Source organism: Pseudoalteromonas sp. 0303, assembly GCF_013349995.1.
GTDB lineage: Bacteria > Pseudomonadota > Gammaproteobacteria > Enterobacterales > Alteromonadaceae > Pseudoalteromonas.
Genome location: NZ_JABVXF010000001.1, coordinates 152,035 through 178,748, shown reverse-complemented (window position 1 = coordinate 178,748; position 26,714 = coordinate 152,035). Strand labels below are relative to the sequence as shown.

Sequence of the window (26,714 nt, the reverse complement as noted above, 5' to 3'; positions counted from 1 at the left end):
TTATAAAGTAATATCTTGTGTACCTAGGTGATTTGCATAGCCACCTACAAGAACCTTATAAACACCCTGCTCATCCGAATAAACACTGGCAGAAATATGTGAACTGCACCCCATCGCTCGGCCTTGTTCAAACTTGAAATGGTTTTCTTGCTGTACAAATACGTGTTTTGATAAATAGCATGCAAGCGCACCACTGGCACTACCGGTTGCTGACTCTTCGGGTATACCAACCAAAGGCGCAAAGTTACGACAGCTTGCGGTCAGCTCACTTTGCTCTTCACATAATTCAAAGGCATGCACACCTATCACGTTATGCTGTTGGCAGAACTCGCTAAGCGCCACTTCATCGATAGTGATTTTATCTAAGTAGCCATTCGGCACAGCGACTATAATATCCGGCAATCCTGTAGTTATTACATCGATCGGCAAGCCGGTTTCTGCCAGAGTCGTTTCACCAAGCCCTAATAAGCCTGCAAGGTCGTCATAAGCAAAGCCCCCAAGGTATTTTGGCAAGGCTTGCTCCATGGTAACTTGACCGTCTTCGGCAATTGTTACGCCTAACAGGCCCGCTTTTGTCCGTTGAGTGTAATAGCCAGGTTTTAATAACCCTTGTTCGAAGAGCGTAGCAAACACCGCTAGGGTTGCATGGCCACAAAAATCAACTTCTTCCGTTGTCGTAAAAAATGATACAGCAAAGTCAACTTCATGATCTTGCGCCACAAATGCGGTTTCTGAAAAGCCAATTTCTTTTGCAATCGTCAGTTTTTCTGCGCTGGTGAGTTTATCTGCATTCAACACAACACCTGCTGGGTTGCCGCCTGTATTATTTGCACTAAACGAGTTAACTAAAAATGCAGTTATTATCATTATTGTATGCCTTGGTTTAAGTTTAATTCATAAAACAACATGCCATTTTCCTTAGATGCTTGCTTTTCAAAAGCCAACTTTTTTAAAAGTTTAATTGATGGTGTATTTGACTCATCAACACCAGCAATGAACTTATGCCATTGTGACTGAGTACCAGCGAGGTTTATAAATCCCTGCAATAACTCAAATGCAAGACCCTGCCCCCAATATTGCTCAGCTAACAAATAACCTATATGAGCATCATGGTTTTCGGTATAGATAAATAAAAGCCCAACAACTTCTTGGTGTTGAGATTGCAGCATTAATAAACGGCACTCGTTAAGCATGTTATCCAGCCACTTTTCAGCAGCTATAGAATCTATCCCCTGAAAATAATCCGGTAAGTTTGCAACTACAGCGGGGGTTAATATCGCAGGTAAGGCGTTAACTAAAGCAGTTTTCTCTAATTTAGCGGTATTAGAGTTTATTTCAATAACGTTTAGTCTCGGTGTATTAAATGAAAGAGCCATTTAACCTCTTAGATCTTCAGCCGTAAAATTACTTTTAAACGTAAAAGCATAGGGTGTGTCGCCGTTATCTCGCAGATATTTCAACCTTTCTAATGCCTCTTGAGGTGTTGGAATATGCTTATCTTCAACCCACCATAAAACATAGCTATCTTCTGATAAGCGCTGAAACCATTCACCTTTTCTGCACATGAAATCTCTGTGATGTGTGCGAAACATAAAATTTTTAAGATCTTCAACGCTTTCCCACACAGACATATTAATTATCATATTCGGATCATCAAACAATTTAATATTGGTGGCATCGCCTGATTCGTCTTTTAATCTCCATACAAAACCTGCACTGTTTTCAGCAACGCCATTTATTAAATCAAGATTATCAACAAAATCTTTTATTTCTGGGGCATCCAATGGATATTTAGCAAGAGCAATATTTAGTTGGGCAAGTTTCATTTATTTCTTAATTACCATAAATTCTAAAATACCTATTTATAGCATAAGCTAAAAGTTTATAGCATAAGCTAAAAGTCAATCCTCTAGCTCAGGAATTTTAACAAACAATGGTCTATCATTTTTATTCGTATGAGTTTCGAATTTATCTCTTAAAGGTTGCCAAAACCTATTATAATTGTAGCCAAACAAAGAGCGTAGTAGCTTTATGTCAACTTCATTATTTTCTATTAATCCAGCTATCATTTTATAAAAAGCTGCGACTCTATTTAGTGCTATTAAATCATTATCTGTAATATTCACTAACTCTGGTGATTTTTTGTTAGATTTATATTCAATAATTAAGTCTTCCCAATCATAATTATTTTTAGGTAAGTCTAAAAACTTCTCCCACATGAACATTCTAACCTTAACAAATGAATGATCTTGATCAAAATCTTTAGCCAGCTGTAATGTGTTATTAATTTTCCTATTCCTTTGGTTAATTCGAAAATTGACAATTACTGCAATACTACCAATTATCGATGTAAAGCCAGCAGAAATTAAAATTGCGATATAACTTTCCATTTACACTCATCTCATCAGCAATTAATCGAAACCTGAAAATAATATATATATAAATAACTATAAACCCCAAACCACATTAAAAAATAAAAAACAAGTTAATATTAGCTATAAATAACTAATTTAATTTTATTCTACAATCTCTAATGACTAGAGAAATAATTTAAATACTCTTTTCACTTAACCATTCTAAAAATTTTTCTGAAAAGGCTGACAGTATCTAGCACAACTTTACAACTATTTGCCGCTACAAAACTATAGTGATGCAATGTTTCTTCTTTGTAGTAGTAATAATGTTTTAAAGTACCCAAAACTAAAAAGCCCAGCAAGTGCTGGGCTATAAAACTGTTATCTATCGCCTTATCGCTTAAAACTTAGAGCTTTAAGCTTGAGTCAAATTAACTTTCGTCTTGCTCCATAAAGCGCTGAAGCTGGTCTTTAAGATTAGGTGGAATACCTTTGATCACTAGTGTATCGGTTGCTTCGTTATACATTACGCGTTCACCTAAGTGTTTACGTTCAAAGCTCACGCTAACACCGCCGCCCATGCCAGAGAACTTCACCATACTAGTGACTGTTTTCTTATCAACAGGGAACGACTCTTCTAAGTCATAGCTTTGCTCTTGGCAGAAGCTTTCAAATGGACTGTCGTCATTTTTCGATAAGGTTGCAGAAAGCTCTTTAACGTTGGCATCTTCACCTGTGGTTACGCAATCATTACAGTAATCAAAAACTTGCTTACGTAGCTCATCTTTTTCTGACTTGTCGTATTGTTGCTCAGATAAATAGTCTTCTACAGCACTAAGCATAACTTGGCTTTGCTGTTTAGGATCAATGCCCTCTTCGCAGCCTAAAAAGTCTAAAAAGAAGTCAGCCACTTTACGACCTGCACGACCTTTAATAAACGACACATAGCGATTATCTTCTGGTTGCGTATCCCACGCAGTTAAATCTACACGTGCAGCTAGTTGCATACGCGAAATATCTAAGTGACGAGATGAAGCTAAATCAAGCTCAGAAGTAATTGAGTAATGCTCTTTAATATTGATCATCGCAATTAACAAGAAGTCACTTGCAACATATTGATAATGGCAAAAAACTAAATAACCCGTTTCATTAAAGGCATACTTATTTAACTCTTCTTTTAGCACATTTGTTGCTTGCTCTGTCATGTGCCAAAAACCAAGTTCGTCGTTACGGTAACTTTGCATAGCCGAAGCAACAATGCTGTTTTTCTCGCCGCTGAATGCACAGTAGCCTTTACCTGGCTTACCATTATATGCATGGTGTAGCTGCTCTATAAAAACGGCTACTTTATCGTTAACAACCATCTCATCATTGCGTAAATGAATATCTGTATCGTCATCTTTTTTGTCTACATAATGAACGACTAATTTTTTAACATCTATTGTCATCTTTGTTTTTCACGCCTCTGGTGTTAAAATACGGGAATATAACTCTTTTTATCGAACCAACTGATGCCTATCATATCAAAATATTCTAATGAGCAAGTAGAACAAATCGTTGATCAGCTGATTGATGTACTAACAGAGCACAAAGCGCCTGTTGATTTAAGCCTTATGTGTTTAGGAAATTCTATCACGCATATTTTAAAAGAGCATGTACCATCAGAGAAAAGACAAGCTGTTGCCGACAACTTTGCCAAAGCATTAGCACAGTCGGTTAAATAAGATTTATGAATTTATCGCAACAAAGTCAGTTTTCTTCAAAAGTAAGTCAACTTTTAAGTTGGGGCCATTGGTTCACCTTTGCAAACATAGGTTTAGTGCTATTTATTAGCTTAAGCTACTTAGTTGCAGACAGTGCACCGACAACCTTCATGGGCTATTTATACATGCTCGTGACCTGGTTAAGCCACACCAGCTTTATTACTTTTATTGCCTTTGTTTTAACGATATTTCCATTAAGCTTAGTGTTTCCATACCCTCGGCATATCCGAGGGATGGCAGCCATTATTGCAACCCTCGGCGCGTCATTCTTAACGCTTGATGCCTATGTTTATTTTAACTTGGGTTATCACTTAAATACGTCTGCTCTACCTGAAATCGTTTCTTTGTTGTGGCACCGCTTAACAAGCTCACCGGCATTAACAACGATTCTTGCGGGCGGCATTGTGCTGCTAATTTTAGCGTTCCAGTTATTAGTCAGTAACTACACCTGGCACCATTTGGCACGCTTAAAACAATATAAGTTCCCGCGCTATGCAACCAGCACAATTTTAGTGTGCTTTGCACTTAGCCACAGTATTCATATTTGGGCTGATGCGAATTTAAAATTTGATATCACTAAACAAGATAATGTATTGCCGTTGTCTTACCCTACTACAGCAAAAAGCTTATTAGCTAAAAACGATTTGCTAGATCTAGAAAGCTACAAAGAAGCACACGATGTGAGGCTTGACCCACATAATATTGATTACTTAGCACCTACTCCACTTGCCGAGTGTAAAGCTGAGTCGAGTGCGACTATCGATATTTTAGTATTTGAAAATAATGCTGACCTTGAGCAATTTGTTGCCACTGAGCCTTCACTACGCAAGACAGACTTGTTCTTACAGCCAGTAGAAACCGAAGATACGCTATTTAGTTTAGTGTACGGCCTGCCAGCATTTTACAAAGCCCCTATTCTAGACAAACAGCAACTGCCTGTGTGGCTTGCTGATAATCGCTCAATTCAAATTAATGGTTTTGAGCAATTCGAATTTATTAATAACGACGACCAAAACCCAGCGGTTCGCCTTGTACGCGCAGACGCTACAACACAAGCGCGTGAATCTGCTAATGCCGTGTTTGCCTTTAGTCTTGCACAGCAGAGCAATGGTATTGTTACAGCCTCTCGTTTATACAGCTCAGATAAAAAAGTTGTACAAACCGAGGGCCTTATTCAACCAAGTGATATTATCGCCACCAGCGTAGGGCATTACCTAGGTTGTAAAACACTCGCAAAACAAAGCATGTTGGGTAGTAACTTATACAAACGCCATGACGACACCGGTGTTAACTACTCGCAAAATGTATTTATCGCATTTAAAAAAGACAGAATTACTCTGATAGATTCAGACGGTAACTTTAAAAATATCTCAGCAGCGCAAGGCTTTGCCATTGAACAAGGATTAGATATTCCATTCTTAGTGCAAAGCATTAAAAAGCTGAAACGATATACGCCCTAGCGCTTATTGATAAATCATTATTTCGAGCTAGCTTTAGATATTAGACACCTTAATTGATTAGGAGACACGGACGTCATGAAAGCCATAATCATTTATCTAATATTACTTACACTACTTTGTTTTACCAACACTCCACTTGCTGCCACCACAGAGTACTATAAATGTGTCACAGACAGAGGCACAGTATTTAGTGAGTTCCCCTGTGGTAGCCGTGCAACCAAGCATAAAATTCAAGTAACCGATCCAGACTTACAAGCACCGCAAAACTTTGTTAAAGAGCTCAACGAGCTTGAGCGCCAGCAAATTATCAGAAACCTCGAGGCTGAAATTCGCAGTTATAAACACCGTTTAGATATTTTAAGCCGTGATCGAGACCGAGCTCAGTACCAGCAAGAACAGCGCTTAAACCGAATTTTGTCTGATAAAGAAGCGAAGCAAATTAATAAAGACATTAAAAAACAGCTAAAAGCAATTAACAAGCAATACGGGCGCGACGTAAAAAGCGTTAATAAAAAACTCGCAAATCTAGAGAAAAAACTCGCTCGCTATAATTAAATGCACTTTACTATTGGGTTTGAAGAATAAATAACATATTCTTAACACCAATAGAGTTATTGCTCTATGTTGGTACAAGTAAGGAGTTTATATGCAGCCACAACACATTGCAGAGTTAATTTTATCTGGGTTTCGCAATCACTATAAACTCTTTCAAGCAATTACAGCCAAAGCACCACTTGCGTTTGCACATCGTGATTGGCAAAAAATAAATGAGATAAGCAAACTCAGAATTAGCCATTACGATGATCGGGTTAACGAAACCATTGCTAAGCTCAAGTCGCTCAACGAACAGCAAATTATTACCTTAGATCAAACCTGCTGGCTCGAAACCAAACAGCTCTATCAGCAATTTTTGCGCTTTCACCCTCAAGCAGAACTTGCCGAAACCTTTTACAACTCTGTTTTTTGTCGTTTATTTCATCGTCGTTATTTTAATAATGATTTTATCTTTGTAAAAGCGACGCTTGCGGATGCCCCTGCACTACCAATGGAAGTTGAATACCGCAGTTACCACCCTGTTGTTGATGGTTTAAGACCCACAATACGCAAAATTATTAATCAGTTTGATTTTAAAGCGCCCTTTGTTGATTTAGAACGCGATATTCGCTTGCTGGTAAAAGCCTTTTATAAACAAGCCCCCGATACACATCACCAAGCATGGCAAATGCGCTTTGATATATTACAAGCGCCGTTTTACCGAAACAAAGCGGCTTATATTGTTGGCCGCGTGGTATCAGAAAGTGGCGTACAGCCATTTATTATTGCGGTATTGCACCATGAAGACAAAGGGTTATATCTAGATGCCCTACTCACCAAATCATCGCAAATGCGGGTTATCTTTGGTTTTGCACGTGCTTACTTTATGGTTGAAACCCATGCGCCATCAGCGTTAGTACGCTTTTTAAATCAGCTTATGCCGAACAAAACACTGGCTGAGCTATACAATGCAATAGGCTTTCATAAACAAGGTAAGACCGAGTTTTACCGAGAGTTTTTAAGTCATTTAGATCATTCAAACGATCAGCTTGTAATTGCCCCTGGTACACCGGGTATGGTGATGATGGTATTTACCCTGCCTTCGTTTGGATATGTGTTTAAAGTCATTAAAGACACCTTTGGAGAAAGCAAACCCTTTGGCCGCGATACCGTATTAAAACGCTATCAATTAGTAAAAAGCCATGACCGTGTTGGCCGCATGGCCGACACCATAGAGTATTCGAACGTCGTATTTCCACTAGCCCGATTTGATAGTAAATTACTTGCAGAGTTACATAAAACCATTGGTTCTTCGATGATTATTGAAGGCGAATGGTTAATCATCAAGCATTTGTATATAGAAAGACGCATGACACCGTTAAATCTGTATCTTGAAAATGCCAGTGAACAACAAGCGTTTGAAGCAATAGAAGAATATGGCCAAGCTTTAAAAGAAATGATCGCCGTAAATATTTTCCCAGGCGACATGCTGTTGAAAAACTTTGGGGTGAGTAAACATAATCGCATTATTTTTTACGACTATGATGAAGTTCAGTACCTAACAGACATGAACTTTCGCGCCTTACCAAAAGCAAAGTCGTACGATGATTACTTAACCAATGAGCAAAGTTACTCTGTGGCACCGCAAGATGTGTTTCCAGAGCAATTATGTACCTTTGTGACAGCAAACCCGGTGTATAAGCAATATTTATTGAGTACACACCCAGAGCTTGAAGATCCAGCCTATTGGCGACAAGCACAATACAATTATAAGCAAGGTGTAGTTAGCCACATTTATCCATACCCTGCTGCACAACGATTTATCCATTATTGGTAAACACCAAGGACACACAATGAATATAAGTAAAATAGATTTAAACTTACTTGTTTACCTAGATACTTTACTAAGGGAGTGTAATGTCACTAAAGCTGCTAACCAGCTAAGCATTACCCAACCTGCCATGAGTAATGGCTTAAAAAGACTCCGTAATTTATTTAACGACCCTATTTTAGTGCGTACCAGTGAAGGTATGGTACCGACAGAGCGCGCAAAAGAGCTACAGCCGGTGATCCGCGGCATTTTAATGACCCTTGAAGAAACACTGGCACCAAACCGCGAATTTGAAGCATCACAAAGTAAACGTGTTTTTCGCATCATGGCCAGTGACTACGCAGCAAGTACCCTTGCCCCTCGCTTATTAAGTAAATTACACGAAGAAGCGCCCGATACCACACTCGATATTTTGACCCCAAGTGATGTCACCTTCCACGATGTTGAAAACGGTAAAGTTGATATGGCTATCAACCGCTTTGAAAACTTACCGCAATCGTTTCACTATAAACAAATTTGGAAAGACAGCTTTTGTTGCCTAGTAAAAGCAGATAACCCAATTATCAAAGACTTTAGCCTCGACAGCTATTTAAAAGCGCGTCATATCTGGGTAAGTAAAACAGGCTTTGGTGTAGGTGTTGGTATGGACCCTAAAGATGTGCAAAAGCTAGGTTGGGTAGATGAGGCACTCGCTCACTTTGGTAAACACCGTAATATTGCCACCTTTACCCGTAACTACCACGTTGCCATTCACTTAGCGAAAGAGCAAAACTTGGTTGCAACCTTACCATCAAAAGCCGCAAATATTTATTTAGACGATCCGGGCCTTAAAATTCTTGAGCCGCCATTCCCTATTCCGCCATTTGAGCTAGATATGATTTGGAGCCCGCTATTACACCGTGATGCAAGCCATATTTGGTTACGCCAAAAGGTTGCAGAAGTAGCCGACGAGCTTAAGTAAGATTTTACCAACCAAATTGTAATTATTGCTGATAAGCAAAGTGTTAGCTTAGCTTATCAGCAGTCCCCCTTCTCTTAAAAACCAATAACTACCTGAAATACAATAACTTTATATTTAAGTAATGAACTGGAATATGCTTTGCAAGTATCTAATTGCATTGTTTTTAATATTCAAAAAGAGGTCATTATGAATACTCATCAAGGACAAGACGTTCATCATATTGCAGATATCATCCAAGTTATGAATAGCGGTATCGATTTTTATGAAAAAGCTCAGGAAAAAGTAACCGACCCAAGCATTATTGCCTTATTTCAACGCATGATAGATGCGCGTAAAGTAAGTGTTGAACGCTTACAACCTTATGCTATTAACGAAAATGGCGAGCGCGAAAATGGCTCTGACTTTGCTGTAGAAGCGCGTAAAGCCTATACATCAGTAATCACCAAACTCGGTGCCGACAAAAATGCCACCTATGTTAGCGAGCTTGAAGAAGTTGAAGATAAAACACTAGCCGAAATCAAGCACGCGCTTAAAAAGCCACAACCACATGATTGTGAAGCCGCGCTATCAAAAACCCTGCTGACAATTCAAAGTTGTCATGCTGAAATGAGTAAAATGAAAAAGCATTAAATTGTGAGAGTGCAAAGCCCAGTTAAGCTGGGCTTTTATCTGTTTAGATGAGCGGTTTGTATCTCACCTGAGAGTTTAACTGTTAGGTTGGATGTTTATTTGACAGACGCTATAAGTTAGCAGTGATGGTCAGTAAAATAATCTCTGAAGTCAAAATCTGACCTCTCTGGCTTTTGTAATGCTCGGTACTATCCATGCTTATCTACGAATCCTAACAAAGCCACATGGACGGTTTGCATGCGTCACCTAGCCCATAGAAAGAGTTTTAATGGCCTTGTTAGCTTTTTCCGAATTTCTGGATAATCAAAGCAATTGAATCTGCTTCCATTTTATGAGGCATAGATTGATAATTATAGGTGGATATTTCAACAAAATAAGCCTTATACCATTCTGCTGCACTCATGGTTAGTTCATTTATTTTATCGCCTAAAGGTCGACTATCATTCACGTCAATGCTAGCTTGTAATTTAAGTGATAAATCTACAGATTTTTTAGCCAGCTGGGGACCGACATGAACCATTAGTTTAAAGCCATTTTTTTGGGCTCTCAGTGCTAATTCATTTGCTCTATTTACTTCGAAAGTATCATGCATTTGCAGATAAATTACTAAGTCCATTACAGAGTCGATATAGTTCTCTGCTTTCGTTTTAATAATTTCCAAATTTTTTTGGGTATTTTGAGCATTAATAACCTTAATGTCTTTTTCTGCCATAATGGTATTACTCTTAATCAAGAACATGCCTGTCACCAAGGCGGACATCAACCCAACCACCACTGCAGCCGCGGAGCTAATTAAAACAACTCTGATTTCACTTTTTGATTCCACAATCCCCCCTTATAGTTCGTGACTGACTTTAAAAATAACGCTTCCCTACCGACGGTAAATACTTGGCTAAAATATCAATAATGGAGCATAAGCCAATATCTTAGTCTGCCCGCTACCTATTCGGTATGTTGGCACAGTGTTGTTTATGCTACAGATCCCGATAATGCATAACGCTTATAATGTATTCATTACACATAGATTTGGCTATATAAACAATTCAATTTTACGCTTAAAAGGGTTTTAGCGTTAGTAGTAAAGCAAGTTAACCGATTGATTTTAAAAAAGCCAACTTAGCTTCTAAGTAATTCTCATAGTTTAGTCATCATCATTGTTCGTTATTTCCCGTAATTCGGAGAGTTTCAATAGCGTACATCAAGCATGGCGCGTTACTGCTCCTTTCTACTTAGCTCTTCTACACACTAGCAATCTGTTATAGGGAATTTCCTTAATAAAATTTTTATTTTTTTCTATCTGCAATAGGCATTCCCGAATGGAAATGATATAAGCCTGTCGTATACCGTATGCCAAATCCCTTACATAGGCTTACCAATTATTGCTGACACAAATAACATGTAACTATCAGTTTTATAATAACTATGTTAATATAACCATATTAAAACCTGTCAGTAGAGAGGCCCATGTCAACTCAAGCTAAAATTGAAAACCGAATCAAACACATACAAAAAGGACTCCCTTTTTCAATTGATAGCTTCTATGAGTTAGGGAGTAAAGCTTCAGTTCAACAGTCATTTAGTCGTTTAGCGAAGAAAGGTGCTATAGCTCGTGTAGGAAGAGGGATCTATTGCAGACCAAAGCCACTAAAAAGCATTCCGTCCATCAAGACAGTGTCTAGTGCTGAAGATGTTGCGCACCTATGGGCCCGTCAGAATCGTTACAAACTCGTTGTTCAAGGACAAGAAGAAGCATATAAACTAGGACTTCAGACACAAGCTCCGATTATTAAGCTATACTGGACTAATGGGCCAAGCCGTGAGTTTAGAGTAGGTAAACAACGAGTACAAGTAGTACACGTCAATAGCGAATTGTTATCATGGGGAAACGCCCCTGAAGGAAGGTTACTTCGTGCTTTGTCAGTTTTCCAAAAGTATGAGTTACCAGCTGAAAAGTTAAAAACAGCTTTCTCTAGATTAAAAATTAGTAACTCAGAAGGCCAAGAACTACTTTGCAAACTAACTAATCGCTTTCACAAAAAAAACGTGTTGCCAAATTTGAATTTATAGGAATATATGGATATGGATATATTTGCTCTCTATCGTGACGAGACAAAACGAGGTGATTTAAAGCAGATTTTCAATGATGCTTCACAAAAGCATCCAGACGGTCTTGGTGAAGCATTCATCGAGAAAGATATTTGGGTCACTGAGCTACTGAAATTATTATTCGATGAAGGGTTGTTGGAAGGAAAAGCTGTTGCGTTTAAAGGAGGCACAGCTTTATCCAAACGCTGGAAAGCTATCGAACGTTTCTCTGAAGACATTGACCTTTCTATTCATTGGCATGACATGCTAAATGGTGATAAACCTGAAGCGCAAGCGTGGGCTGAAACAACGGTATCTAATAGTCAGAATAAAAAGTTTCGCGAAGCTCAAACTCAACGACTTGAAGAGTGGACACTAGGTTTTTTTGAAAGGTTAAAAGCTAAAATAGATGCTTACGGCATTAAAGGGTTACAAGTAAGCTATCTAAACAGTGAAAAAATAGAAGTTCATTACCCTATTGTTGCTGAGCAAAGAGGTAGTCGGTATCACTTGGGTCCAGTTTTACTTGAGTTTGGCGCTCGTAATCGAGGCAAACCGACAGAACCAAGCAAGTTAACGACATACTTATCTGAAATCGAAGAATACGAAGAGGCTTTTTCCCTACCCGTTGCGGAGAATGTTTTGGTGTTTGACCCCAGTTACATAATTTGGGAGAAGATGACTGCATTACACCAATTTTGCACATCTGAGAAGCAACCAAATGCAGCTCGCTTAGCAAGACACTGGTACGATGTCGATTGTATGATGTGTAAAGGAATAGTTGATCCACTGAGAAATCATCAGGCTATATATGATGTGGTGGAGATGAAATCAGCAAGGTGGGGTGTAAAAGGAGTTGATTTTAGTCTCGCTTCAACAGGGAAATTACGCTTAATACCAGACGAACCTTTAAGAACAGCAATTGCCCAAGACTATGCTGAGATGGTAGAAGGCGGAATGTACTTTAGCAAGCCAGATGAATTTTCTACAATACTAGATCGCTTAAGGAGTACTGAGAAAATGATAAATGAGTCGCTAATTCTTTCAGAGTAATGCCAAAACTAATATCAATTTGAAGCTCTTTAGCGAGAGCCACAAATTGATTGAGTGCAATGGATTGAGAGTCAACACACTAAATAAGAGATTTCTCTATATTAAAAGCTACCCGTCAAAGACTAATTTAGCATAATCACAATCACATTCTTACCAAAAACGAGATTACCCAACTGTCTACTTCTCACTCATACACACCTGTTAGGTTTGTTAATTCCTTTTAATCAAACCTGACAGATACACTTAAGACTTATTGCCCCGTTAAACGCTTTGCAAATGAAATCGCATAAGCTGTTGAGCGTAATTTAAGTACTTTGTCATCACTTGGCATAAAGCCTTTAGATAACAGGTTTGGGTCATAATTAGTAAGATTGCAGCCTGACTCACCTGTCGATTCTATGGTGAGCTTTCCTAAATTAATTATTTTGCGATCAGCAGGCCAACGAACTGAAGGGTCCGTTAATGCATCACCGGGCTCGGCTAATTCAGCTTGAAAACGATAATGCACCTTCCCTTTCGCTAAATCTTCTTCAAGTCGCTTAGCCAGAAATGATTTAGGGAAGGTTTTCATTTGCTCTTCAGTTAGCACCTGTTCTGGCTCTTCTGGCACCATGGTCCATCTAAAGGCATGTTTAGCGCCCTTTTCATCAACCATGTAAAAGGTATGCACACCAAAATAATGTGAAGACACATACGATGCTGGCGGGTTATGGCTTTGTAGCCAATTAAATTGTCCTAAAGTACTCGGGTTCTGCTCTCTGTATGCTTTTACTTTTGCAAAATCGATTTGCCCTGTTTTCTCGTCCGGTAATAAGGTACTTAGCAAACCAAAAAACGCTTCTGGGCTGTTGCCTGCAAATACAGGTGTAGTTAGCCCTGCAAGATTGTGTACATCACCATTTTCTAGGACAAATTGTACGCCCATTCCGCGTGGAGAACGTGATGTTTCATCAGCATTAGGGTTACCCCCGCCCATAGAAAAGCGAATATTTGCTTTTGACGGTGCGTTAAATAAAGGGCTGATTGAATACTGCTTTGCTGCTTGATTAGGTGTAAATGTGCCAACAGCGCAAACACCTTTGGCGTGACCTTTTCTGATTCCGGGGTGCTTCCCTGAAAGCTTTTCAAATAAATTGATAAAATCTTGCCCGTTTACTGGTTGCTCAGCAAAACTTACTGTTGGTAAAACAAGGCACATAGCACAAACTAAAGACTTAACTTTTAGCATTTATCCATCCTTTAAACTTAGTTCCAACAAAAATGACCTGACTAACCTGAAAATCATTTCATCAAAGCTAATAAATATTTTTACCTACAAAAACGCTACAAACATTTAATAAACTTAGAATATTTATTTTTCAACCCGGCTTATCACACCAGAGCAAATAATAGCTAACCTTGCGTTATTTGCCGCACAGTTTGAAATGACCAATGTGCAAGTAACAGCAAGTGAGCAAAGTAGCCACAAAACCTTAGTAACCTTGCTTGATAAAATAAAACAATATCAAGATGTGCCAATTTCTATAAGCACGTCTTTATAACTAAAAAAGGGCCTAACGGCCCTTTGCAAGTTAAATAATAAAGGAATCTAAAGGGAGTTTAGAACTTGTACTCTGCACCTACGTAGTAGTACGCACCGTTAAAACCAAATGGTGCTGAACGACGTGAGTAAGTGAATACACCAGGGCTTGAAACAATTGTGTTGCCGCTAGCATCAACAATCGTACCCGAGCGTGAATTACCAATGGTGTTCTTATCTGGGTAAACATCAAATAAGTTATTTGCACCAATGTTAAATGACAGGTTTTCGTTAAAGAAGTAGTTAACTTTAACATCAGTTAAGATTTCAGCACCGTATGTTTGGCGGCCACCATCTTCAACTGTGTATTCGCCGTAACGGTTTAGAGATAGGTTTACAGTCCAATCTTCTAAACGGTAAAGCGCGCTTAAGTTAATGCGGTCTTCTGGTTGCCATTCTTCAATAATTGATGTTTCTTGAGCAGAAAACACATCTTCTACCGGAATAGTCTCAAGACCACTGCCTGATGGCGTAAATAAATCAACTACATCTGTTTTAGTGAAGTTAGCAGCAAAGGTGAAATCTAGCGTACCGCCAAGGCCTTCTGTGTTCCATGTGGCAACTAAATCAACACCTTCTGTTTCTGTGTCTGCACCATTTAAGAAGAACTGACCCGCACCTGCGCCTGAACTTTCAAGTGCAGCATCGAGCGTATCTGATAAACCTTTACCTAAACGGTTTGAAATAACGATACGGTCGTCGATATCAATCGAGTAGTAGTCAATAGTTAAATTGATATTGTCGGTTACGTTATACACAATACCTAAGCTACGGTTTTGTGATTTCTCTTCTTTTAACTTAGGAATACCAATTGATTGCGCTAAGGTACTGTCGTTTCTAAACGTACCTACTTGCTCAGCCACTAAGCTGCCGTCATCGCCTACAACAAACTGTGTACTTACGTTATTAAAGTAAAGTTGTTGCATAGAAGGTGCTCTAAAACCTGTGCTTAATGCACCACGTAAAGACACATCTTCAGTTACAGACCAGTTACCCGCTAACTTAAAGTTAACTGTATCACCAAAGCCTTTGTAGTTATCGTAACGTACCGCACCTGAAATAATTACATCATCGATAACATAGGTTTCTGCATCCATATAGAATGAGATCACATCGCGCGACTCATCAACTGATGATGCCGGATCTGAACCACCAAAACCTTGCGTGCCGCTTGCAGCGTCAACACTACCTACCCCGCCATTTAAGCCAGAATAGATGCTCATACCATCAACAGTGTCGTAATCACGGTATGCGTATTCGCTACCTTCAAGAATACGGAACTCATCAGTACGAAGCTCAGCACCTAGTGCTAATGAGAAGTTGTCGTAATCTTTAGTGTAATCAAGGTTTAGAGTTTGCAGTGATAATTCAAGACCATATGCATATGCTGAACGCGGAATAGTGGCACGAATTTCATCAGCCGTTAAACCTTGGTCATAGCGAAGGTAGTTAGCGTAAGAGCCGTTGATAGTGTCACTTGTTGTGTAATCAATGCTGTTTTCACCGTAGGTGTACGATAAATCAATGCTTGAGTCATTATCGAACGATTTTTTATAACCAAAGTTATAAGACACGTCATCAATGACAGTATTAATTTTCGGTAAGAAACCCATAGGAATGGTTGCATCACCATCTTGTAATACAGGGTTACCATTAGCATTAGCGTTGTGACGGAAAAACGCAGCTGATTCGTTTTCACGATTTGAATAAGTGATAAAGCCATATAACTCACCACCAGCAAGCTCATAGCCTGTATTAACGGTTAGAGCAAATTGCTGTGAATCTGCATCACCAATCCTAAACGTATCACGCGGTGCTGTTAACTCACGAGGGTCGCCTGCTAATAGCGTACCGTCATCAAGTTCAGTACAGCCGTAAAATTGACATGAGCCATGAAGGCCAGCACGGTTTGTCGGCGCACGGTCACGGTAGTTGATTGTGGTATTTAAATAACCTTCATCACCTAACGCAAAACCTTTGTTGAAATCAACAGTTACAGTTTCACCATCGCCTTCTGAATACTCACCGTAATTAATAGCTGCTTTACCGCCCTCTTCAGCGTCTTTTAATACGATATTAATAACACCTGCAATGGCATCTGAACCATATTGCGCAGCAGCACCATCACGTAATACTTCAATACGTTTGATTGCAGCAGCAGGAATAGCATTCATGTCGGTACCCGCCGTACCACGACCAACTGACGTATTAATGTGAATAAGGCTCGCTTGGTGGCGGCGTTTACCATTGATAAGAACTAAGGTTTGATCTGGCCCTAAACCACGTAAGGTTGCAGGGCGAAGTGCATCAGTACCATCACTGATAGACGAGCTTGAAAAGTTAAAAGACGGTGCAATAGCCTGAAGCATACGGCCTACTTCTGTTTGACCTGTATTCTCGAGTGCTTCGGCACTTAAAATATCAACCGGAACCGGTAAATCTTCAACCGAGCGTCCTGCTACACGGCTACCGACAACGGCAATTTTTTCGATGTTTTGTTCTGCTGATTGATCTTCTGCTAACGCTTGCGTATTGGCGGCAAGCAGTAATGGCACGACTGCAGCGCTGACCCCTGATACTTTGATCATGTTATTATCTATCCTATCTACTTGTTTGAGTTTTATACTCAGCAAGCCTTGTTGATCAACAACCGCATCGAGCTCAGTGCCTTCTAGCATCGCATTCAGTGCATCCAATTTGGTGTAAAAGCCAAACACAGATTGCGCTTGATATTGCTTTGCTAATTCGAAAGAAAAAATGACTGTTTGTTCGGTTTGCTTTGCAAATTCGATTAACGCCAAATCAGCTCGTTGCGCTTTGATGTCAAATTGCAGCATCTGTTTTTCAGCCGCTATTGCTACTTGGCCTGCTGTGAGGCCATAAATAACAAAAGAGGCAGGTAACAATGGCAATTGCTTACTGCGCAATTTAAACAAACAAGTGAGGAAGAAAAATCCGCTATGTAAATTTAACTTTTTTTTAATTAATTTTTTGTGACGAGAAGGTGGCGCACAATTAACATCATTACATTGGCGTATTCTCATGGGCAGAACTAACCTTTTGCAGCGATAGTTAAGCTAACACGATGTTCACCTAAACGTTGATGTTCTACACCTAAGTTGGCTTGTAAAGAATCAAGCAAACCTTTAATGTCGCCAGTTTTAAACACACCAGCCACTTTTAATGAGGCAAGTTCTGGATCATTTAATTCAAAACGTGTGGCAGTATAACGACTTACTTCTTGCAGTGCTTCGCCTAAAGACTCGCCATTAAAAATCAGCATTTCTTGTTGCCATGCCAAATCACGTTGTACGTCATCAACCGATAACTGTTTAATTGGCTCTGTTTTACTTTGTTTTATTAGTGCTTTCTCACCAGATACAACAACATTAGCGCGAAGCGCTTTAATATCTGCACTGTTATCTGAGGCATCTTTTAAACGATTAAAGTCGCTAGCATTAACCTGCGTATTCGGATCAGCAATCATCACCTTGCCCTCAGTCACCACTAGTTCTAGGTCTGAAGCAGTATTTCTTTGAACATTAAACACCGTACCAAGTGCTGTAAATGATTTATCACCAGCAATAACCGTAAAAGGACGGCTCGGATCTTTAGCAACATTAAAGCGCCCTTCACCGCGGCTCAAAATCAACTGACGGCGATCGCCTGAGTAGGCAACTTCGAGTTTAGTATTGGTATTAAGCTGAACAATAGTGCTGTCTGGTAACACAAATTCAGCTTGCTCACCCACTTTGGTGCGGTAAATTTTGCTGAATTTGGCGTAGTCGTTTTCTTCACTTTGCCAATAGCTTGAATAGATAAGCATGATAGAACCAAGAAGCATTGCCACTAAAAAGCTGGCAGCGGTTGCCATACCAAACACTGCAGGTTGCTTTTGCGGTGCTTTATATGGAAACAAACTACTTAACTCGTTAAGTACACTCATTTCATCCCATAAGGTCGCAAGTTCAAATAATGCCTCTTGATGAGCCGCACTTTGGTGAGCCCACAAATGTAATTGGCTTACTTCATCTTTAGATAGGCCACGATCAATTGCACTGATCCATTGACTCGCTTGCTCTTGAATCATGTCTTTTGATGAAAATGGATGGACATTACTCATTTGTTCACCTCTTTTGCTGTGAACTCTGTGGTTGGGATAAATGCCTGTGGTTGTACGTCGTGTGATTTCATTGCTCGGTGAACATGTAATAAGCCTTTGGCTATATGTTTTTCAACAGTACTTTCGCTAAGACTCATTTTAACTGCAATTTCCTTTTGGCTTAAGCCATAGACTTTTTTTAAGATAAAACATTTTTTAACCTGAGGGCTTAATTCGTTAGTCACACGGCAAAAAAACAAAAAACGTTCTTTAGAAGTCACTTCATCTTCAAGTGCCATTGAACGCATGTGATGCTCAACCTGCTGTTGTTCATCTAACGATTCTTTGTATTTATTGTCCCATTTAGCAATATGATTAAGCGCCAAATGCTTAGCCGTTTTCAGCATATAACTGTGAGTATATTCGATATTTTGCTTAAGATCAGCTTCATAACTTTTTATAAACGTCTCTTGCACAATATCTTCTACATCATCAGGGCTGACGATACGTGATACAAAGCGCCTAAGCTTGCTCGATATCTCGGTAAAAGCGGTGATAACCCCAGTTTGATCTGTCATCCTTAACTCACCTTTATTATATTTTTATTGCTTTAGGGTACGAGATTTCAGTTTAATTACAAGCCATTTGTTAAGTTTTTGTACCTTAGGTAAACAAAGATTTCATAAACTCATAAAAAACCTCTGTTTTGCGCGTCACTAGGCTGTTTTGTGATTTTAAAAACCATACTGGCGCGTCAGTATCAACAAGGCTATTAGGGAGTATTTCGATTAACCGCCCTTCGGCTAAATCATCTTTAATTGCAATATAAGATTTAATCGCTATGCCATGGCCTGCAATCGCCGCCTGTGTCATGTTATCTGAGTTAGATACAGTAAAACGCGTTCTCGCATTATAATTAATGACTTGTCCGCCTTCGTTAAATTTAAGCTGTCGCTGCCATGGCAAACACACCCAGTAATGGTCTTTAAGATCAGCCACCGATTTTGGTTGCCCATATTTTTCAATATAACTCGGCGCTGCGCACAAATTAAGTAAACATGCTTTGCGTTTTTTTGTGCTCAATAAAAAGTAAACTACAGGGTGTACCTTTATCTTTTTTGGGTATAAACTAAACGCTAAATGAATATGCATAGTGACGTCTTTCATGCTAATAGACTATTTTTTATGCATACCTACTTAACAATTGGACTGTGGAGTAAACATGCGTCTGCCTTTCGCACCTGCCAAATTATCATTATCTGCGTTGTTATTAGTTTCTGCTCCTTTGCTACTGCAAGGTTGTTCTGAAGCGCCACAGCAACAACAGGGTCAAATGCACCCCGCTGCTGTCGCGACTATGACAATGGAAACTCACGATGCCCCTTTTACTATTGAGCTGCCAGCGACGCTGTCTGGTTCAAAAGAAGTTGAAGTTCGTGCCCGTGTCACCGGTATTCTTGAATCACGCAACTTTGAAGAAGGTCAGCGTGTAGAGCAAGGCCAATCACTGTTTACAATTGACCTAGAACCTTATCAACTTGCGGTTGACCGAGCGCAAGCTGCACTTGATGGTGCAAAAGCAGCGCTTGTTCAAGCTGATCGTGACGTTAAACGATTAGCTAAACTACGTGCCGAAAAGTCTGTTTCACAACGTGATTACGATAACGCAAGCTCAGCCAATGATATTGCAAAAACTGATTTAGCCGCAGCAAAAGTTGCCTTAAAAGAAGCGCAACTAAACCTTGAATATGCGCAAGTTAAAGCCCCTGTCGCAGGAGTAATGGGACGTGAGTTTGTTTCTGAAGGAACCTATGTTTCTGGTCCAGATTTATTACTGACTCAAATGACTCAGTTTGACCCTATTCGTATTCGCTTTGGCTTATCAGAGCGTGAACAACTGCAAATGCGTCAAGATGTTAAAAATGGTTCACTAACGTTACCTGAGCAAGGCCACTGGAAAACACAAATTAAACTGCAAGATGGTTCGTTATACGGACAAACCGGTGAAGTTAACTTCTCTGATGTGCGTATTAATCCAAACACAGGTACCAGTGAGTTTCAGGCAATTATTCCTAACCCTGATTTTCAACTTCGCCCGGGCCAGTTCGTTCGCGTTGAGTTAAGTGGTGCAGTACGCAAAAACGCTTTCATTGTTCCGCAACGTGCAGTGCTTGATAACGGCACCGGTAAGTTTGTTTATGTAGTAAGTAAAAACGAGCAAGGTATGGATGTCGCTTTACCTGCCCCTGTTACTGTAGGTGAATGGATCAAAAAACCAGAAAATGAGCAATACCAAAACTTTTGGTTAATTCGTAGTGGTTTAAAAGAAGGCGACCAAGTTATTGTTGATGGCATGGCACGTATTTTCTTCCCGGGTATGCCAGTCAATGTTGGCCAACCTGCCGCTAACCCTAGCCACGCAGAATAAGCACAGGGAGTCTTATGTTTTCTCGTTACTTTATAGACAGACCCATTTTTGCGTTTGTTATATCTATTGTTATTGTGCTTGCGGGCCTTGCTGCGATGCGCAGCTTACCTGTAGCGCAATATCCTGAAATAGCACCACCGGTTGTACAAGTAACCGCAGCCTACCCAGGTGCATCTGCCGATGTGCTTGAGCAAACGGTTGCGACACCGATTGAAAATGCCATTACCGGTGTTGAAGGCATGATGTATATGTCTTCAACGTCAACCAGTGCAGGTTCAACCACCATCGAAGTTACTTTTGAAATTGGTACTGATGTTGACCAAGCAGCCGTTAACGTAAACAACCGTGTTAAGCAGGTTGAAGCACGTTTACCTGAAGAAACGCGTCGCCAAGGTGTGGTGGTTCAAAAAGGTTCTTCTAGCTTTTTACAAGTTCATGCCTTTTATTCACCAGATGGAACACGTTCAAGTTTATGGACATCAAACTATGTCACTATGAACGTACTTGACCGTGTTAAACGCATTCCTGGCACTACCAGTGTACAAATTTTTGGTGCCAAAGATTACGCAATGCGCATTTGGTTGCGCCCTGATGTAATGAGCCAATTAGGTGTCACTGTTGAAGAAATTGCAGGGGCAATTCGCGTACAAAATTCGCAATACGCGGCAGGTAAAATTGGTGCCACACCTACTACGCAATCTCCTCAAGAGCTGGTTTACAGTGTAACTGCACAAGGGCGTTTGTCTGAGCCTGAGCAGTTTGAAAATATCATTATTCGTTCAAACACAGACGGTAGTAGCTTACGCTTAAAAGACGTAGCCCGCGTTGAGCTTGGCTCAAAAGACTATAACTTCAAAGGAACAATTAACGGTAAAGAAGCGGTACTGTTAGGTATCTTCTTGCAACCTGGTGCTAACGCCCTTGATGTAGCCGAAGAAGTAAACAGTGTTATTGAAGAAATGAAAAGCCAGTTCCCTACCGGGCTTGCACATTTAACTTCTTACGACACAACCCGCTTTGTTGAAGTATCAATTCGTGAAGTTGTAAAAACACTACTTGAAGCCATGGTATTGGTATTCTTAGTAGTGTATTTATTCTTACAAAACTGGCGCGCAACGCTTATTCCAACCCTTGCAGTACCTGTGTCACTACTGGGCACATTTGCCGGTATGTATATGCTGGGTTATTCAATTAACTCCCTCACCTTATTCGGTATGGTGCTGTCGATTGGTATTGTTGTTGATGATGCCATCGTGGTACTTGAAAACGTTGAGCGTATCATGCACGAAGAAGGCCTAGGTGCTAGAGACGCCGCCGTTAAAGCGATGGGCGAAGTAAGCGGCCCTGTGGTGGCAATTGTTTTAGTACTTTGTTCAGTGTTTGTGCCAATTGCGTTTTTAGGTGGCTTAACCGGTGAGCTATTCCGCCAGTTCGCTATTACTATTTCGATTGCTGTAAGTTTATCGGGTGTCGTTGCTTTAACGATGACGCCAGCGCTTTGTGTGCTTATTTTAAAGCAAGAACACAAGCAAACTGCCCGCTTCTTCTTGTGGTTTAACGACATGTTTACCAAGATCACCGGCCGTTATGTCGGTGCTGTTGGCTTTATGGTGCGCCGCGGTCTGTTAGGGCTGATCTTAATGACAGGTATGGTTGCAGCAACGATTGGCCTTTGGCAAAACACCCCTGGTTCACTTGTGCCAGATGAAGACCAAGGTTATTACATATCTGCAATTTTCTTACCTGACGGTTCGTCACTTGAACGCACAGAGCAGGTAACACAACAGGTTGTTGAGGCCGTGCAATCAAACCCAGCGAACGAAAACGTGGTGGCGTTTACCGGTTTTGACTTTATTGGCGGTGGTTACAAAAACAGTGCTGCAACATTATTCGTGACACAAAAGCATTGGGATGAGCGTGAAGTTGATACCAAGGCACTGGTGCAAGAGCTCTTCATGAAAACAGCAGGTATTAAAGAGGCGCTCGTTCTTGCCTTTAACCCTCCGGCTATTTTTGGTTTAGGTAACACAGGTGGCTTTGAGTTTTATATTCAAAACAAAGGTGATAGCGACCCAGACAAACTTCAACATGCAATGCAGTTAATGACAGCTGAAGCACAAAAGAGCCCTATCATCAGTGGCCTACAAACACTTTGGCGCCCTGATGCACCACAGCTACGTGTTGATGTTGACCGTGAACAAGCCCGCGCCATGGGTGTCGAAATTGATGATGCTTTCACTGCCCTTGCAGGTAACTTAGGAACTTATTACGTTAACGACTTCAATAAATTTGGTCGCGCATGGCAAGTACTAATGTCTGCAGATGCTGAATTTAGAATGAAGCCTGATGACATTGGTCGTATCTATGTTAAAAACAACCAAGGTACTATGGTGCCGCTTTCAGCCTTTACCACTATCGAGTATAGCCGAGGCCCAGAAAACCTAAATCGTTATAACAACTTACCTGCTGTTAAACTGATGGGTAATGCAGCTCCAGGTTACAGTTCGGGTCAAGCTATTGCTGAGGTTGAGCGTATTGCACAAGCAGTATTACCACCTAATATGACCTACGAATGGACAGGCTCTGCATTCCAAGAAAAACGCAGTTCAGGCACCACAGGAATTGCCTTAGGTCTTGCTGTGATCATGGTATTTTTGATTCTAGCAGCGCTGTATGAGCGTTGGTCGTTACCACTGTCTGTGATGCTTGCCTTGCCATTTGGTACCTTTGGTGCGCTTATAGCGGTTTGGGTTGTTGGCATGACAAACGATGTATACTTCCAAATTGGTCTGGTAACACTACTTGGTCTTGCCAGTAAAAACGCGATTCTTATTGTTGAATACGCCTTGATGAAACATCAACAAGGCTGGAGCGCAAGTACTGCAGCTCTTGAGGCTGCACGGTTACGTTTTCGACCTATCATTATGACTTCGCTTGCTTTCATTTTGGGCGTTGTGCCTTTAGTACTGAGCTCTGGCGCAGGTGCCGGTGCTCGTCACAGTGTTGGTACCGGTGTGATGGGCGGTATGATGGCAGCGACATTCCTTGCCGTATTCTTTGTGCCGCTGTTCTTTTATTGGTTAACGGCACGTAAGTTAACTGAAAAACGTTCAAGACAAGAGCTTGCTGATGAGATAGCAGAACATCATCAACAAGAACATGTCAAAACCCAAGAGGGTAACCTGTAAAAAATGAAGGGCAAACAATGAGTTTGCCCTTTTTTTTGATTATTTGATTACTAGCAATTTACTGCTTCGAACGCTAGTATTAAGGAAAGATGTGTGGAGTACAGCATGAATAATCAAAAATTAGCCGAATTTGAACAATATTTTCAAATCAACGAGAGCAACCGTGTCAATTTATATGCGGTTGAACCAAGTGCTGTGCCAAAAACCAATGCTGAGCTCGAAGCGGATATCCCTGCCCTATTTAAACTTGCCAACGAAGTAAACGAACTTGAACAAACAAGCTTACGACCACTGCGTAATCTGGGTGATGTTGCGCAAGAACTGGCAGCCTTTTTACAGGCACAATCTCGTAAAATTGATTTAATCATGAGTCACATCTTAGCCTCAGAGCAGCCTGACGATAACGCAAACTATTGCGATAGTTATGGCGGTGGTGGTGTAAAACTTACCTCAGCTGATGTGTATGAATTAGGGCAAACATTTCGTACTAAGTTGTTCTTGCAGCACGAAGCATCTGCCATTTATTGCTATACCGAATTAGTGGCCATTGAAAAATGCGATGATGATAAATACCAATACACATTATTGTTTACTGCCATTCGCGATGCTGACCAAGATTTAGTCGTAAGAGCAGCCTTGCACGCACAAACACGCCAACTTAAAAAACGTCAGCAAGAAAACAATCAACAAGACAGTTAAAAATCACGCTTTATCGCGCACAAAAAGCTGACATCTATGGCTAAAATGCTAAACTAGCCCCACCTTAGTTTGTTTAATACCTTCATGAAATTTAGACTTTTACCTGAATGGGCTGAGCAAGATGCCGTTATGCTCACTTGGCCTCATCAAGACACAGATTGGGCAGCAAATTTAACCGCTGTTGAGCCTGTGTATGTAGCACTTTGCCAAGCAATAAGCCAACAACAAGATGTTGTGATTGTAGCTCATGATAATACCCTCAAAGCACATATTGCAGCTTCACTTGCAAATGCGGATGTCGATGCTAATCGCATTCACTTTGTGGTGACACCGTGTAACGATACTTGGGCACGTGACCATGGCCCATTGACCTGTGCAAATATTGATGACGCAACTCAATTAAAAGTAATGGATTTTATTTTTAATGGTTGGGGCAATAAGTTTGCAGGTGATCTTGATAATCAAATTAATCAAGTACTTGTAAATCAAGTCGCGAGCCCTAAAAATGGTTATCAGCAAAGTGATCTGGTTCTTGAAGGCGGTGGCGTCGAAATCAATGAACACGGCGTGCTACTCACAACCAGCGAGTGCTTATTAAACCCAAATCGTAACCCTGAACTCACAAAAGCAGATATAGAACAAACGCTTGTTGAGCAACTGGGTGCTACGTCGTTTCTTTGGGTTGATCACGGTTACCTTGCAGGTGATGATACCGACAGCCATATTGATACGCTTGTACGTTTTGCACCAAACAACACGCTTGTTTATGTTAAGTGCGACGATAAAAATGATGAGCATTTTGCAGCCCTTGATGCAATGGAAAAGCAACTGCAATCATTTAAAACAGCAGAGGGTGAAAACTACACGCTGATTGCCTTACCTTGGCCAAAAGCAGTGTTCGATGAAGATGGTGACAGACTACCTGCCACCTACGCTAATTATTTAATTATCAATGAAACCGTTTTAGTACCAATTTATGGTGACGAAAACGACCAACTGGCGCTTGGTCAGGTTGCCAAAGCATACCCAAATCACACTGTGGTGGGTATTAATTGTGTGCCAATTATTCACCAATTTGGCAGCTTACACTGTATTACAATGCAATTACCGCGCGGCTTTTTAGCAGGAACAAACAATGACTAAACCAACGCATTTAAAGGTTGCTCTTGTTCAGCAATCAAACACCGATAATGCTCAAGACAATATGGCAAAATCAATTGCTGGTATTCGTGATGCAGCAAGCCAAGGCGCTAAGCTTATTGTTCTTCAAGAGCTACACCGTAGCTTGTATTTTTGCCAAACCGAAGATGTAGACGTTTTTGATTTAGCAGAAACAATCCCAGGTCCAAGTACAGACACCTTAGGTGCACTTGCCAAAGAACTCAATGTGGTGATCGTGTCATCATTATTCGAAAAGCGCGCTACGGGTCTTTATCACAATACTGCTGTGGTACTTGAAACTGACGGCAGCATTGCCGGTAAATACCGTAAAATGCATATTCCTGATGACCCAGGTTTTTACGAGAAGTTTTATTTCACACCGGGTGATTTAGGTTTTGAGCCTATTCAAACCTCTGTTGGCAAATTAGGCGTGTTAGTTTGTTGGGATCAATGGTTCCCAGAGGCGGCACGCTTAATGGCAATGGCTGGTGCTGAAATTTTAATTTACCCAACAGCCATTGGTTGGGACCCGCGTGATGAAAAAGACGAGCAAACACGTCAAAAAGACGCCTGGGTTATTTCACAACGTGCTCATGCAGTTGCCAACGGCGTGCCGGTGATCAGCTGTAACCGTGTTGGCCACGAAAGTGATCCAAGCGCTCAAAGTGAAGGTATTCAGTTCTGGGGTAACTCATTTATCGCGGGCCCTCAAGGTGAAATCTTAGCTGAAGCGAACAACAGTGATGAGCAATTATTAGTTGTTGAATTAGACCAAGCACGTAGTGAAAACATACGTCGAATTTGGCCTTACCTTCGTGATCGTCGTATCGATCACTATCAGGACTTAACCAAGATTTATCGAGACTAAGCAGTAAAAACAGTTTAA

Annotated in this window: 23 protein-coding genes and 1 pseudogene; 13 read left to right on the top strand and 11 right to left on the bottom strand. The window is 40.5% G+C overall.

Features of this window, described 5'->3' with window-relative positions; genetic code table 11:
- From HUS62_RS00845 to yejK, 5 genes are all read right to left on the bottom strand, one after another.
- A complete protein-coding gene (locus HUS62_RS00845; protein ID WP_175078234.1) occupies positions 1–867 on the bottom strand; it encodes a PhzF family phenazine biosynthesis protein in 867 nt (288 codons plus the stop codon).
- Positions 867–1,376 (bottom strand): GNAT family N-acetyltransferase, encoded by a 510-nt coding sequence (locus HUS62_RS00840; protein ID WP_175078233.1) that lies wholly within the window; start codon positions 1,374–1,376, stop codon positions 867–869. Before HUS62_RS00840 ends, HUS62_RS00845 begins: the two co-directional genes overlap by 1 nt.
- Positions 1,377–1,826, bottom strand: a complete 450-nt coding sequence (locus tag HUS62_RS00835) for a DUF3291 domain-containing protein (protein ID WP_175078232.1) — start codon at positions 1,824–1,826, stop codon at positions 1,377–1,379. It lies immediately after the preceding gene.
- Between the two features lie 75 nt (positions 1,827–1,901).
- Entirely contained in the window at positions 1,902–2,390 is a 489-nt protein-coding gene (locus tag HUS62_RS00830; RefSeq protein ID WP_175078231.1) for a hypothetical protein, read from the bottom strand.
- A gap of 395 nt (positions 2,391–2,785) precedes the next feature.
- On the bottom strand, positions 2,786–3,802 hold the full coding sequence (yejK, locus tag HUS62_RS00825; protein ID WP_054554703.1) for a nucleoid-associated protein YejK: 1,017 nt from the start codon (positions 3,800–3,802) through the stop codon (positions 2,786–2,788).
- A 63-nt stretch (positions 3,803–3,865) separates the two neighbouring features.
- Between yejK and HUS62_RS00820 the strand changes: the two genes are divergently transcribed.
- From HUS62_RS00820 to HUS62_RS00795, 6 genes are all read left to right on the top strand, one after another.
- Positions 3,866–4,078: a DUF1414 domain-containing protein gene (locus tag HUS62_RS00820; RefSeq protein WP_036967930.1), complete on the top strand. Its 213-nt coding sequence runs from the start codon at positions 3,866–3,868 to the stop codon at positions 4,076–4,078.
- 5 nt (positions 4,079–4,083) lie between these two features.
- Positions 4,084–5,577 (top strand): DUF3413 domain-containing protein, encoded by a 1,494-nt coding sequence (locus tag HUS62_RS00815; RefSeq protein WP_175078230.1) that lies wholly within the window; start codon positions 4,084–4,086, stop codon positions 5,575–5,577.
- A 75-nt stretch (positions 5,578–5,652) separates the two neighbouring features.
- Positions 5,653–6,132, top strand: a complete 480-nt coding sequence (locus HUS62_RS00810) for a DUF4124 domain-containing protein (RefSeq protein WP_175078229.1) — start codon at positions 5,653–5,655, stop codon at positions 6,130–6,132.
- Between the two features lie 91 nt (positions 6,133–6,223).
- Entirely contained in the window at positions 6,224–7,948 is a 1,725-nt protein-coding gene (gene aceK, locus HUS62_RS00805; protein WP_054554699.1) for a bifunctional isocitrate dehydrogenase kinase/phosphatase, read from the top strand.
- Positions 7,949–7,964: 16 nt separating this feature from the next.
- Positions 7,965–8,903, top strand: a complete 939-nt coding sequence (locus tag HUS62_RS00800) for a LysR family transcriptional regulator (RefSeq protein ID WP_054554698.1) — start codon at positions 7,965–7,967, stop codon at positions 8,901–8,903.
- Between the two features lie 186 nt (positions 8,904–9,089).
- A complete protein-coding gene (locus tag HUS62_RS00795) occupies positions 9,090–9,533 on the top strand; it encodes a PA2169 family four-helix-bundle protein (protein WP_058584881.1) in 444 nt (147 codons plus the stop codon).
- A gap of 277 nt (positions 9,534–9,810) precedes the next feature.
- Here the strand turns inward: HUS62_RS00795 and HUS62_RS00790 are convergent, their stop codons facing one another.
- Positions 9,811–10,359 carry a hypothetical protein gene (locus HUS62_RS00790; protein ID WP_175078228.1) on the bottom strand — a complete coding sequence of 183 codons (549 nt, stop codon included), beginning with the start codon at positions 10,357–10,359 and terminating at the stop codon, positions 9,811–9,813.
- Positions 10,360–10,997: 638 nt separating this feature from the next.
- On the opposite strand from HUS62_RS00790, the gene HUS62_RS00785 reads away from it, so the two are divergent.
- Positions 10,998–11,600 (top strand): DUF6088 family protein, encoded by a 603-nt coding sequence (locus tag HUS62_RS00785; protein ID WP_175078227.1) that lies wholly within the window; start codon positions 10,998–11,000, stop codon positions 11,598–11,600.
- A gap of 12 nt (positions 11,601–11,612) precedes the next feature.
- Positions 11,613–12,671, top strand: a complete 1,059-nt coding sequence (locus HUS62_RS00780) for a nucleotidyl transferase AbiEii/AbiGii toxin family protein (RefSeq protein WP_175078226.1) — start codon at positions 11,613–11,615, stop codon at positions 12,669–12,671.
- A gap of 250 nt (positions 12,672–12,921) precedes the next feature.
- Here HUS62_RS00780 and HUS62_RS00775 read toward each other — a convergent pair whose 3' ends face one another.
- The 5 genes and pseudogenes from HUS62_RS00775 to HUS62_RS00755 form a co-directional block, all read right to left on the bottom strand.
- On the bottom strand, positions 12,922–13,899 hold the full coding sequence (locus HUS62_RS00775; RefSeq protein WP_175078225.1) for a catalase family peroxidase: 978 nt from the start codon (positions 13,897–13,899) through the stop codon (positions 12,922–12,924).
- Positions 13,900–14,270: 371 nt separating this feature from the next.
- Positions 14,271–17,177, bottom strand: coding sequence for a TonB-dependent receptor plug domain-containing protein (locus HUS62_RS00770; RefSeq protein WP_371319654.1), 2,907 nt, complete (start codon positions 17,175–17,177; stop codon positions 14,271–14,273).
- A 125-nt stretch (positions 17,178–17,302) separates the two neighbouring features.
- Positions 17,303–18,373: a FecR family protein gene (locus tag HUS62_RS00765; RefSeq protein WP_175078223.1), complete on the bottom strand. Its 1,071-nt coding sequence runs from the start codon at positions 18,371–18,373 to the stop codon at positions 17,303–17,305.
- Positions 18,370–18,930: an RNA polymerase sigma factor gene (locus HUS62_RS00760; RefSeq protein WP_175078222.1), complete on the bottom strand. Its 561-nt coding sequence runs from the start codon at positions 18,928–18,930 to the stop codon at positions 18,370–18,372. Before HUS62_RS00760 ends, HUS62_RS00765 begins: the two co-directional genes overlap by 4 nt.
- Before the next feature lie 85 nt (positions 18,931–19,015).
- Positions 19,016–19,399 (bottom strand): annotated as a pseudogene (locus tag HUS62_RS00755) (LysR substrate-binding domain-containing protein); the annotation flags it as partial.
- Positions 19,400–19,574: 175 nt separating this feature from the next.
- Between HUS62_RS00755 and HUS62_RS00750 the strand changes: the two are divergent.
- From HUS62_RS00750 to HUS62_RS00730, 5 genes are all read left to right on the top strand, one after another.
- The gene (locus HUS62_RS00750; RefSeq protein WP_054561341.1) at positions 19,575–20,780 is read left to right on the top strand and encodes an efflux RND transporter periplasmic adaptor subunit; all 1,206 of its coding nucleotides are present in this window, start codon (positions 19,575–19,577) and stop codon (positions 20,778–20,780) included.
- A gap of 14 nt (positions 20,781–20,794) precedes the next feature.
- Positions 20,795–23,968, top strand: coding sequence for an efflux RND transporter permease subunit (locus HUS62_RS00745; protein WP_175078220.1), 3,174 nt, complete (start codon positions 20,795–20,797; stop codon positions 23,966–23,968).
- Positions 23,969–24,073: 105 nt separating this feature from the next.
- Complete coding sequence (locus HUS62_RS00740) at positions 24,074–24,667, top strand: PilZ domain-containing protein (protein ID WP_058584935.1); 594 nt, start codon at positions 24,074–24,076, stop codon at positions 24,665–24,667.
- An 84-nt stretch (positions 24,668–24,751) separates the two neighbouring features.
- Positions 24,752–25,810 (top strand): agmatine/peptidylarginine deiminase, encoded by a 1,059-nt coding sequence (locus HUS62_RS00735; protein WP_175078219.1) that lies wholly within the window; start codon positions 24,752–24,754, stop codon positions 25,808–25,810.
- A complete protein-coding gene (locus HUS62_RS00730; RefSeq protein ID WP_175078218.1) occupies positions 25,803–26,696 on the top strand; it encodes a carbon-nitrogen hydrolase in 894 nt (297 codons plus the stop codon). Before HUS62_RS00735 ends, HUS62_RS00730 begins: the two co-directional genes overlap by 8 nt.
- Positions 26,697–26,714 lie beyond the last annotated feature (18 nt).